Annotated in this window: 6 protein-coding genes; 1 reads left to right on the plus strand and 5 read right to left on the minus strand. The window is 60.6% G+C overall.

Annotation, left to right across the window (positions count from 1 at the left end; translation table 11 throughout):
• Positions 1-469 precede the first annotated feature (469 nt).
• Positions 470-1,651: a transporter gene (locus BGIM_RS0137740; RefSeq protein WP_157369732.1), complete on the plus strand. Its 1,182-nt coding sequence runs from the start codon at positions 470-472 to the stop codon at positions 1,649-1,651.
• 391 nt (positions 1,652-2,042) lie between these two features.
• Here the strand turns inward: BGIM_RS0137740 and BGIM_RS0137750 are convergent, their stop codons facing one another.
• From BGIM_RS0137750 to BGIM_RS0137775, 5 genes are all read right to left on the minus strand, one after another.
• The gene (locus tag BGIM_RS0137750; protein ID WP_020474800.1) at positions 2,043-2,489 is read right to left on the minus strand and encodes an SUKH-3 domain-containing protein; all 447 of its coding nucleotides are present in this window, start codon (positions 2,487-2,489) and stop codon (positions 2,043-2,045) included.
• 30 nt (positions 2,490-2,519) lie between these two features.
• On the minus strand, positions 2,520-6,986 hold the full coding sequence (locus BGIM_RS0137755; protein WP_020474801.1) for an RHS repeat-associated core domain-containing protein: 4,467 nt from the start codon (positions 6,984-6,986) through the stop codon (positions 2,520-2,522).
• Positions 6,983-8,194, minus strand: coding sequence for a hypothetical protein (locus BGIM_RS0137760; RefSeq protein WP_020474802.1), 1,212 nt, complete (start codon positions 8,192-8,194; stop codon positions 6,983-6,985). The genes BGIM_RS0137755 and BGIM_RS0137760 overlap by 4 nt, the downstream gene beginning before the upstream one ends.
• Before the next feature lie 139 nt (positions 8,195-8,333).
• Positions 8,334-10,517: a type VI secretion system Vgr family protein gene (locus tag BGIM_RS54565; RefSeq protein ID WP_020474803.1), complete on the minus strand. Its 2,184-nt coding sequence runs from the start codon at positions 10,515-10,517 to the stop codon at positions 8,334-8,336.
• Positions 10,518-10,937: 420 nt separating this feature from the next.
• The gene (locus BGIM_RS0137775) at positions 10,938-11,717 is read right to left on the minus strand and encodes a hypothetical protein (RefSeq protein ID WP_020474804.1); all 780 of its coding nucleotides are present in this window, start codon (positions 11,715-11,717) and stop codon (positions 10,938-10,940) included.
• Positions 11,718-11,787 lie beyond the last annotated feature (70 nt).

An 11,787-nucleotide genomic window follows, 5' to 3' on the forward strand; every position in this document is an offset into this window, starting at 1 on the left:
CGACTCCCGCCGGTGCGGCGGCGGGAGCGACGGGGGCGCCGGGAGCCATGCAAGCCGGGCAAGACACCAGCGCGGCGGCAAACAGGAGAAACCGGGCGTGACGGATTCGCATGTGTGGAACCCTCCTTGATTACCGCATCACCGCGAGTCCGTCGGGTTTTGCCCGTACGTCGCCGATCATGCGGAACACCTGAATACGACATATCCGCGAGCTTCATCGGATTCCGGTTCTCGCGATCTTGAGCAAATGCGCCAGATTATCGATTGTCCGGATTTGCCGGAATGAGCCGGTTGGATGTGTTTGCCCGATTCTCCGCTGCCTCCTTATAAGCCGCATTTTCGCCCGATGTGGTGGAATACTCCCAACCGCCAAAATCCGTCATTTCGTTAAGTCGGGCGATCTTTCCATCCGATGGAGGGATTCAGACGAATGTCCCAACGCGCCCCCGAGTGGGTTCTGAGGTGTCCCGTGATGAAACAAAATGTCTTCCGTCGGATTGGGATGGCCATTCTGGCGACCCTGCTCGGTTCGTCTGGCCTGACCGCCCAAACATCCGGCCAGGCCCCGTACTTGTTGCCTGCCACCACGCTCAACAACGGGGAAACCGGCCCTGTCAAGATTCCCGCCGTGATGGACAGTGAAGTGATGCAGGCGGGTTGTGCCTCGTGCAACAGCTTCCCGCCGGACTTCATGCCCCCCCGGCCGGGCGATGATGGTTGCGGCGGCGGTTGCGTGGCGGGCGGCGCGTGCAAGCCATGTACCTCTGATTCTTGGTGCGGCCGGTTGTACTGCTGCTTTTACAACGCCCTCTGTTGTGCGGACCCTTGCTATGAACCGCGCTGGGTGGCCGGGGCGAACGCCGCCCTGTTTCTGGACAGCACCCGCCCGCAGGGGATGACCCGCGTTCGCTGGGATTCCGGCCGGGGCATGATGTTCCCCGACCGCAACGAGTATTTCTGGGCGCGAGCCGGGGGCGGGGGCAAGGGGCCGAAGGTGGTGCCGAACAAGCTCAACTACAACGATCTGTCGATCTACAACGAAGCCGGGACGGAGCGGTTCTCCGCGTTCGTGGTGACGCCGTATCGCTCATACGACGGAACGCCGACCGGCAGCGGGGCCGGATTCGGGGACGTGCAACTCGGGACCAAGTCTCTCTTGCTAGACACCGAAATCGTGCAGATCAGCCTGCAATTCACCACGTTCCTGCCAAGCGCCTCCCCCAAGACCGGGGCGGGCGTCGGGCACGTCTCGCTGGAACCGGCCCTGTTGATGAGCGTGAAACTGCACGAGGACACTTATCTGCAAACCCAGATCGGCGAATGGATTCCCCTCGGCGGCGACCCCTCCGTGAGCGGGGCGTTGCTGGACTATCGCGTCTCCCTCAACCATGTGTTGTGCCGGCCGTGGGAAGAGTCGCAATTGATCGGCACGCTGGAATTCACCGGCGTCTCGTTCCAAGACGGCGCCTACACCGATCCGACGACCGGCCTCTTGGTCAAGTCCGGCGGCGGCAATTACTTCAACCTCGGGCCGGGCGTCCGCTGGGTCATCAGCCGAAGCTGCGACTTTGGCTTCGGCACCCAGTTCGCCGTGACCAAGGACCACTTCGCCAATCAACTGTACCGGACGGAAATGCGGTTCAAGTTCTGAGAGATGTGTCAGCTTCCCGGAGTCTCTTGAAATATGGCGGATTTCAAATTGGCGTAGCGACCAAAGTGCCTTGTTTTTCCGGTCCAACGGACCGATTAACATAGCCCAGCCCGAAAGGGCTGGGTTAACCACCCGGCAACGACCCCGGTCTGAAGGGCCGGTTATCTTCGGGCTTTCGGCCTTCGCGGCCCTGACGGACCTTGAGCCGATAATCGGTCCGTTGGACCGAGGTTTTTTGATGGCATTCTGACCCAGCCCTTTCGGGCTGGGCTATGTTAATTGGTCCGTTGGACCAACAAAACCACCCGCTTCGGCCGCCAGGCCAATTTGAACTCCACCCTTCGGTTTTGTCTCAACCGGTCAGTCCTGTCGGATTGGTTGAGCAGTTCATTCATGAATCCACGGCGACAAACCGACGCCCGGAACAAATTGCCTCGATCGCATCTTCTGGCGTGATTCCGATCTGAAATATCTGCTCGTCAAAAGCTCCGAAAATCACTCCTGCCTCGTTGATCAAAAACAACAAATAATCATCCGATCCCTTCCCGATGATGGCCACGGGAAGGCCGAGTTGTGTCTCGTAATATTTCAAATTGTTCAGGGGGGTGTCGTTGATCGTCTCGGCCGCGCGGAAATGCCATTCTTCCAGGGCGGGAGGGATCGCGGCCGGGTTCGCAAACGACAAATCACCAAACCGGGAGACAAAGTCCGTCCAGGCGGCAAACACAGGAAATCCCTTGGTTTTAGCCAGATTTTCCGCTTCGCGGACGTTGCTCCGGCGCGTTTCAGACCAGCCTCCGGCGGCTAAAATCAATTTTGTGGAATCAGAGAACTTCATATCGGCCCCTCCGAGGATCGATTGCTCGGGTTATTTACTCACGGCCGGTGAAACGGTGGTTCCACTAGTGGTTTTTTCACAGTTCCGGCAGCATTGCTTTGGTGTTCCTTTGTTTGTGTTGACTGAGGCCACTTGAAGATTTTCCTTTTTCGCGCCGTCATTTAGGGCGGCGTTCATTGCCTTGGGTTCCGCGCAATTCCCCGGAGCCCAAGGCTCCTTGCTCTTAGCGTCGGTGGGCATTCCCAAATCGGGATGGGCTTCGCTTTGTTTGAGCGCGGGCTCTCCGGAGGTGGCAAGATAGATTTTTCCCGTTTCCTTGTCACGAACCGCCGCGGTGCAAAGAGGGACTTTCTCGCCGTTTGCCTCGCATTCCGCTTTTACTCGCGCGGCCTCGGCCTTGGCGGCCTCCATCGCTTTGTCCGGTTTTGGCGGTTTGTCTTTCTTTTTCTTCGGATCTTTCTTCGGATTTTCGGGGTGATCGTGGCTCGCCCCGCCGCCTCCTCCGGCGCCCGATCCGCCCCCGCCGCCTCCGCCCCCGCCCCCGGCGGCATGACCGTCCAAGTCCACGCGGGTCAGCGGGTTTCCTTCGCAATAGGCATAGAGGTTGATTCCCCCCTCAATGCCAATCGGGTCGCATTGGAGATACCGCCCGAGTTCCGGGGAGTAGTACCGGAAGCGGTTGAAATGCAGGCCGGTTTCCGGGTCAAAGTAATGGTTGGGGAATCGCAGGTTGAACTCGATCCGGCTTCGCGGATCGATGGTGGTTGTGCCGTAGGGATCGACTTTGGCCTCCCAAGCCACATCGCCAAAGGCATCCTCCACCCGTTCGGGGGCGCCGATCTGATTGGCGAACACATAAAAGCGTGTTCCGCTTTCAGGGTCGCTCTCAATGGACGGATAATCGACAAACATCAACGGAACAAGCGATTCCTCATCCGTGTACACATACACCCGCAAACAACCGTCGGCGGCAATCTCGGCCATCAACCGGAAGCCGTCCCAGAAATAGCGGGTGGTTTCGCCCCGCCATGTCTTGCTCGCCCGCCGGCTCAGCGGATCGTATTCGGCCTTCCAAGGTTCGCCGTCGATCATCACGCGCACAAGACGGTCGTGGGCGTCGTAGGCGTATTCGTGACGACGATTCTGGCCGACGCGGCTCTTGATATGGTCGCGGTCGTCGTAAGCGAAGTGGTCCCCGTTCGCGGTGGCCAGCCGGTTCCCCTCAATGACGGTCACGCCGGACAGGCCGGGTTGTTCCATCAAGTTGTCGGCGGCGTCATAAGCGAAGATTTGCCGAGCACCGTTGTTTGTGCGGGCGACGAGCCGATGGGCTTTGTCGAACTCATATCGGGTTTCGCGGCCATCGGCTGTTTGATCGGAGAGCAAATCACCCTCGGCCGAATAACGATAGGTATGCTGCCAGCGAACACGCCCCTCGCCGCGCCGCCAAGACGCCTTTCGCAGACACCGGCCGTCGCTGTCATGCTGGGAAAGCAGACTGGAGCCGTCGGCCAGTTCGCGGAGAATCAACCCGCCTTCGCCGCTTCGGATAAGATGTTTGGCCCCGGTCGGATCGACAATCACAACGTCGCCGTTGTCCCGGACTTCACGGGCGACGGTGAACTTCTCGAAACAAGTTGTGGAAACCAGCAAATCGCCGATGAATTTATTCTCAACCCCCGCCCCGTTGCGGAAATCACGCACCGACTGATCGAAGATGTCCGTGGCAAACACGCACTTCATTGTCGCCGTCGCCGCCAGAGCCAGCCGGCCGCGAGTGTCGTACTGGAACTCCTGTTCTTCGCCGTCGCCAAGTTTGCGGATTTGCGGCTGATTGCCGGCCCCGATGACAAAGCTCAACAAGGTCCGGCCGGCGCCGTCCGTCTTTTCAATGAGGTTGTCGGCCTGGTCGTAGCGATAGCGTTCCCGCACCCGCCCGTGCCGATGAAGGGCGACGAGACGATCCTTGCCGTCGAACTCATATTCGGCGACGGAGCCGTTGGCGTCGGTCACTTTGGCGATCATGGCCCGCAGCGAGAAGTCATATTTCACCACGCTGCCGGCGGGGGATTTCTCCTCGCCGATGTAGTTCCATGACTTGATGCCGAATTCGGTGATATTCCCGTCGCGGTCCGTGTGGGTGGTGCGGTTGCTGGCCCCGTCGTAGGTCCAGCGCTGCGTGCGGCCAACACGGTCGGTTTCCGCGATCATGCGGCCAACCTTGTCATACACAACCACCGGCTCGCGCGGGGCCGGCGGGTTCGGGTCGGCAAGGATGGCGTTGAAGACCCCGGCGGGAATGTTCCACGAATCGTATCCCCCTCGCGCGGGACGCCCGATCTCTTCCGGATCAAGCAATCGGCCGTGTTCCCACGCCAGCGGTTCGGCCGGCAGTTCGTATTGAAGCGGATCGGGAATAGCGACGCTTGCGGGATAGGCGGCAAACACATCCCCCCGCGACGAGACGCGGCCGGTGTGCCCGCCCCAGGCGTTGTAAAGAAAGCGGGTGGTGTTTCCCTTCGGGTCGGTCCATGCGGCGATCTGGCCGTCGTACCGCAGGGTGATGATTTCGGTCCCGCCGTCCGGGTGGACGATTTTGGTCGGGCGTTTGTTGCCGTCGTGGTGATAGAAACTCGTCGCCCCGTCCGCATAGGTGACGATGTTCACGCCGGTTTGGGGGAAGTATTTCACCGTCACATCATGCCGGCCATCCTCGCAATATTCGCGGGAGCCGCGGCCGAGGGCGTCGTATTCGTTAATGATCGAGAAGCCGCGACGGTCCACATGCCAGTTCATCCGGCGGTTGGCGTCGTAGGTGTAACGCTCCGTCTGATGGAGGGCATCCGTGGCGGCCGTCAGTTGGCCGTTTCGATCATAAGAGTATTCACCCATTACTTGAAAGGCCGCGTCGGGGCGTTCGCGGAGGGAGACTTTGCGGAGACGGCCATCGGCATCGTAATCGAACACAAGACTGCGGTTCTCGGAGTCGGCCATCCCGGCGATTTGCCCGGCGGCGTTCAGGCTGACTTGTTGCCGATATCCTCCTGCATGACGAAGCACACGGGCGTTGACGCAGCGGGCTTGGGCATCCGGGCTGAACTCCAGCGCCGGGCCGGTGGTGGCGTCGAGGAGATACTCCCCGTGTTCCCCGCGCCGCAGGCGAACGCCCCCGGCGGTGGCCGGTCGGTCGATGGTGACCGGAGGGAAGAAATAATCCTGCCCGATGGGATCGCGGTAGTGCAAGCCGTCCACGGTGGGGCGAAGTTCGTGTTGCAGGCCGTGCCGCCAGCCGTGGCCGAGGATGCCCTCGTGTTTTGTCCAGTCCGTGTTGTAATGCCGGGTCCATTTGAAGGAGACCGGTTCGGGGATCGTGAAGTCCTCGAAGTCGTGGAACACTGCCCCCGTCAGCACGTTGATCGGGGCGCCCACTTGGAACGTCCCCGGTTTTGGGATGCACGGAATCGTCCGGTTTCCCTTGAGTTTCTTCAGCAAAGCCTCGGCCACTTTGGCGAGGTTGGGCATCGGGAATCCGCCGATCAGCACGGTGGGCATCCCGGCCAGGATCGCCCCCAGTGTGCCGGGGGGGACGCAGGGAAGATCCTTCCCCATCGACGCGCTCAACGCGGCGGCGGCGGCATCGGCGGCCATCTGCGCGGCCATCATCGCCAAGGCCAGTCCCTGGGCGGCGGCCATCGCATCGTCGTCGTTGGCGATGGATTCTTCGATGGAAGCCACCTGCGAAATGACCGACGCCGCGAGGGCCACCTTCGAGGCAACGCTGGCCACCTTGCCGACGGCGTTGGCCACCTTGGCCATCTTGCAACCCACTTTTGCCAGTTTCCCGCCGGGGGGGCTCGACTTGCAATGGTAGGTGACATCCAGCATCCGGGCCGCCCGCGCCCCGCCGATGAACACCTTCGAGGAACCGGTGTAAATCTCGTACAGCGATGTCGGGGGAATGCCCATGCACGTCGGGCTCATGCCGATGTCGCCGCAACGGGCTGCCGGCAACCCGCCGATCAACACGGACACACATGTGCCGAGCATCACCGGCCCCGTCGGCGGCAGCGGTGTCGGCGGCACCGGGGCCGGCCCGCTGGGGGGGTGGGCGATGTGGGCGTGCGGAATCCCCAGCGCGAGCATGGTCAGCGTGGCGGCGGGAAACGAGGGAAGGGCGGCCGAGATCCCGGCCGTCAGGTTGGCGATCTTCTCATCGGCCGCCCCGCCGATGGCCCCGGCCGTCGCCCCGAGAGGGTCTTGTGCGATGCTGATGGCTTTGGACACATCGCCCGCCAATGCCCCCGTCCCTTGGGCAATGGCCGCGACATCATGACCGGCGGCGGCCGCTTTTTGGGCGGCGGTTTTCGGAGCCTCCCCTTCCTTCGGCGCGGGGGGGCTGATCAGATCGGCCACGGCGTTCTTCGCCGCGACCAGCGGTTTGGCTTTCTCGGCTGCAGCCGAACCGACCGCGCCAACGGCGTCTCCGAGAATACTCATCGGGCCAACTCCTTGTCGACTTCGGCCACCCGGTCTCGTTGGCCGGTCGCCTGATAAAGCCTCCGAAGGTTATGCAAACTCGGCCGGATTCGCGGCTGCAATTCTTCAATCGTGTGCCCGAGCGTGAACACTTCCTCCCACGGGGCAATCGCCTCGGCCGGCCGGGCGAGCTTTTCCAGAGCCTCCCCTTTTTTGGAAAGGGCATCAACCCGGCCGTCGGGGTCGCTCATCGCCATCGCCAGATCGGCGACCAGTTGGTGATACTCGGCCGAGTCGGCCAGTTGCCCGGTGTCCCAAGTCACGTCCGCGAGATGTTGAATCACTTGCCGCAGGATCACCGGACTGGCGGCCGCCGCCGCCGGGGTCAGGGCTTCCTCGTATTTCTTCTGGGCTTCCGGCAATCGCCCCTTCATCCGTTCCAGCGTCCCCTCGGCATCAATCGCCATCGCCAGAAAGCCGGGTTGCTGTGATTTGGTGTAATATTCCCGGAGAATGGCCGAGTTCTTTTTCACCGCCTCCGCTTTGCCGTTGCCGGCATCCATCATCAGCAGCATGAGCAATGCTTGCATCCGCTGCGGTTCCGGCACATTCGGGTCGGCTGATTGTTGTTTCAACCCCTCATCGACCTGGGCCGGGCCAAACACAAACGGCTGCACCCGATGCCGGGGAACTTTCCGCAACTCCGGCGGCAATTCACGGTCCACGCGGATAATCAACCGAACTTCATTCATCCACGACTCGACACGGGGACGATCCAACAACTCCTTCAGAAACCGCTCCCACCCGATTCGGTCGGCAATCTCAATCGGTGTCATCGTCCAGATGAGCCGCTGGCCGGACGGAAATTCCAGCAGTGTTTTGGCGTCTTCAATTAATTTGATGAATTGCCCCACCGCCCCGCCGCTCGCGGAACTCGTCGCGGCAATGGGCGGATAAGACCGCCCGCCGGTTTCCGCGAGGGCAATGTTCGCCAGCCTGACGCGCTCGGCCAATTCTTGCCGCATGGTGGCGACAAACTTCCCCGCCTCGGTGAACGGCGAGCCAAACGCCAAAAAACGGTCAACCTCGTTGGCCACATCCAGATCGGCGATGATCTTCAGCGCCAGCGATGTCTCATCCCCCGGACATTGCACGAACAGCGAGAAATCCTCGACCTGGCCGATGAAGGCTTGGGTCTTTTCTTTGAAGTCGTCGAGGAGAGCTTGCATGGGAACCTTGTTTGTCCTGACCGATTTAGCACCCCATCCAAGAGCCCCACTGCGTAAGCGGTGGGGGTGGCCGTCGCACTAAAAAACACCCCCACCGCTTACGCAGTGGGGCTCTTGGATGTTGGCTCACAGCTTTCTTCTAATTGATCTTAATCAACGCCCCGCTGATATCGTGGTTGCCCACGGCGCTGGAGGCGATGGCGGCTCCGGCGATGGCGGTTTTCGACGTGTTGCAGATGATGTTCTGGTTGCCGACGCCGGCCTTCATCTCGGCGGTTCCCGAGATGTTGATGTTTGTGCCGGAGATTTCAATCGTCCCGTCGGATTTCAACAGGATCGAACTTGCCCCGGTCACCAGTTTGATTTGGGTCGAGGCGCTGATTTCGATGTCGGCCCCGGAAGAGGCAATGGCGATTTTGTTGGCCACCGTGGTCGTTTGCGTGTCGTTGAAAAACTCCTGCAACGCCCCGTTAACTGTCACCTTGCGGCCATCATTGACGGTCATGTCCTGGCCGCCATTGACGATGATTGTCTGCTTGTCCGAGATAGTTTGTTTGTCGCCTTTGGTGATTGTCGTGTCGCGGCCGGTGACGATCTTCACCGTCTCCTTTTTGTCCACCGTCAGGCTGCGGTTCCCGACGACGTGATACGTTTCATCGTTGTTCACCGTGTTCGTTCGGTCGTGTTCCACGGTATGCGTTTCGTCGTACTGGGCGTGGATGGTCAGGTGTTCCTTGCCCTTGGTGTCGTTGGACACCATGCCGTTGAAGCCGCTACTGCCGGGGGAACTCGCGGAGCGCAGGCCGGATTGCACCTTCTCCTTCGGCAAATCCAACGGGGGAACGTGGTCCGCATTGAAGACGCTGCCGATGATGATGGGCTGGTCGGGGTCGCCTTCGAGAAAGTCCACGATCACCTCATGCCCGATTCGCGGGATGTGGATGACGCCGTAACCCTTCCCGGCCCAGATCGTCGCCACGCGAATCCAGCAGGAACTATCGGCATCCAGCTTGCCGTGGCGGTCCCAGTGGAATTGTACCTTCACGCGGCCGTATTTGTCGGTGAAGATTTCCTCTCCCGCCGGGCCGACGACCACGGCCGTCTGCGCCCCGCGCACGCTCGGGCGATGCGTCTTGCGGGTCGGGCGGTACGGAACCGCCGCCGGGATGCACTCGAAGTTGTTTTGGTATTGGAACTCATCCCCCTCGCCGCTGCGGTAGTTCGTCACCATCTTCGCGGAGTGTTCCACGCGGGTCAGAACGTAGTCACCGTCGGCGTCGAAGTGTTTTACAAGTGCGAACTTGTGCCCGGCCGAGAATTGCGGGCAGTTCCCGCCCCCCTGAACGACCAAGGCCCCGGCCGATTCTTCCTGCATCCGCAGGCCGACGGTGCGGGCGTTGTCCTCGTAGATTTTTTGCAGTTCGGCCGGTTGCGGGCTGCCGCCGCGATCAACGCCGTCGAAGCGGCCCGCGTAGCCGCCGGGGAAGTCGTATTGTTCGAGTTTCGGCACATCACCCACGTTCAGCTTGTGTTCCACCTTTCCGACTTTGACGCTTCCGGCGATGGCCTGGTCGGCCTCCAGATGCTTGTGCGGAATCTCGAAGTTGTGGTCCCATAGGGTGACCTTGCCGGACCGCAATTCCTGAACTTTTTCCCAACGAGTGATTCGCTGCTCCGGCCGGGAGCCGCCGGTGATTTCCTCGAAGGTGACGGTCTTGGAGATGGTCACGTCCGGGTGGCCCTGCGCGGTGTTGGAAAGCACCAGCTCGTGGCCTTTGTCCGTGTGTTTGAAGAAGTAGTAAATCCCCTCTTCCTCCATCAACCGGCTGGCGAAGGCGAAATCACTCTCGCGGTATTGCACGCAATAATCGCGGGGGTGAAACTTGCCCTGAAGATCTACTTTGAGGTTCAGCCCGGCTAAAACCTCCCTGAGAATATCCGGCACGGAGACATGCTGGAAGATCCGGCTTTGCACCTTTTTGGTGAGGAGCCACAATTGCGGAACCAACTCGGCCCGGTATTGGATAAACGTGTCTTCCGCATTGGTGGTGGTGCGGACAATCTTCCCCTGCGTGAACCGGTTGATGATCCCGTGGAAGAAACGCTTTGCTTTGTTGGGAAGTTCGACCTCGACGATGGCCGGTTGACCGAGGATTTTGTCAAAGGGAACGGCCCCCTTCGATTGCGGGCGCAGCAGTTCCAACTGGAAGCGGAAGAGTTCGGAGATGCCTTCCTGCCCGGTGACGCTCGTGAGCAAAAGCGAATCCGGCCCGGTGGGGACATGGATTTTCAGGGGCCGGTCTTTCTGACTGTGTTCAGGCATGGTCTGATCCCGCTCCCTGGCTGGCCGCCGGTGGGGTGCGATTTTCGCAAACGCCCGCCGCCGTTGCAAGGGTCTTCGGTTAGTTATGCGAAATCAACGGAAAGTGCGGACAGGATTTGTGGCCGGGAAGGCGAGCCGGGTGGGCGTCAGCCCCCGGAGACTTCCCCCACCAACGACAAACGGCGACCCGCAAGGATCGCCGCTGGCGTGTGATCGTTCGACGGAACCCGTTCGGGCTTAAACAGATGGCCGGGGTTGGATGTGAGGTTTTCTTGATTCCTATTCACGCGGTTGTTGAACCCCAAGAGCCCCACTGCGTCAGCGGTGGGGGTGGCTCTCACACTCGGGAAGCCACCCCCACCGCTGACGCAGTGGGGCTCTTGGTCGATAGTAGAAAGTGACAACCAAACCCGTTTGGGCTTAGTCGTCCTTCTTCTTCGGGGTCGGGCGGTTGGGGCGGTTGCCGCCGCCGCCGAATTCTTGCTTCACTTCAAACGGTTCGCCGGACATGTCCTTGTAGGTCTTCTTTTGGTCGGCCGTCAGGAGGTCCAGGGCTTTTTCCTTGGCTTCCTTTTGGACGTTGGCGATCTTCTCCATCGTTTCCTTGGAGGGTTGCATCGGCCGGCCGCCGTTGGGGCGACCGCCGCCGAGTTCACGCAGGTCCTTGGTGAGTTCCGTCTGGATTTCCTTCGCCTTGGCCTTTTGTTCGGAGGTAATCTTCAGGACGGCGGCGTATTCATGATCGTTGAACAGGGCAATTCCACGGTTTTGGATGTGGATTTGCTTGAGGCGCTTGAGTTGGTCCGGCTTGAGGACCTTCTCGGCGTCCTTCATCGGGGTTTCGATTTCTTCCTTGAAGACCTCTTGGATCTTCTCGTCGAGCTTGTCATCGGCCACCCCTTCGAGGGCCTTGGCCTTTTCCATCGTCTTGGCCATGCGGTCCTTGAAGTCGGTCCCCATGCGTTCCTTGGTCTTTTCCGTCAGCGTCTTGATTTGCTCCTCGTCGAGCTTGATTTCTTCCCGCACGCTCTTGTTCGTCAGAAGGCTGGCCGGGCTGGAACGCAGCGCGGCGAAGATTTGCATCATCTTCGGGTCAAAGCCAAAGCCACCCTTTTTGGGTTCGGGCTGCTGGGCGGACAATCCGCCACCAAGGGCCACGATGCCGCCCATCAGGACGGTGGCCATTAACACCTTGCGCATCGGATATCTCCGGGGGAAGAGAACGGTGAGTCGTTTGTGATGGACGGAAGCCGTCCTGAGGGGCAGTCTA

This window comes from Zavarzinella formosa DSM 19928 (genome assembly GCF_000255705.1).
Taxonomy (GTDB): Bacteria; Planctomycetota; Planctomycetia; order Gemmatales; family Gemmataceae; genus Zavarzinella; species Zavarzinella formosa.

Bases quoted from the DNA above. Each gene is read 5' to 3' on its own strand.
- BGIM_RS0137750 (WP_020474800.1), bottom strand. From the start codon at position 2,489: ATGAAGTTCTCTGATTCCACAAAATTGATTTTAGCCGCCGGAGGCTGG.
- BGIM_RS0137755 (WP_020474801.1), bottom strand. From the start codon at position 6,986: ATGAGTATTCTCGGAGACGCCGTTGGCGCGGTCGGTTCGGCTGCAGCC.
- BGIM_RS0137760 (WP_020474802.1), bottom strand. From the start codon at position 8,194: ATGCAAGCTCTCCTCGACGACTTCAAAGAAAAGACCCAAGCCTTCATC.
- BGIM_RS54565 (WP_020474803.1), bottom strand. From the start codon at position 10,517: ATGCCTGAACACAGTCAGAAAGACCGGCCCCTGAAAATCCATGTCCCC.
- BGIM_RS0137775 (WP_020474804.1), bottom strand. From the start codon at position 11,717: ATGCGCAAGGTGTTAATGGCCACCGTCCTGATGGGCGGCATCGTGGCC.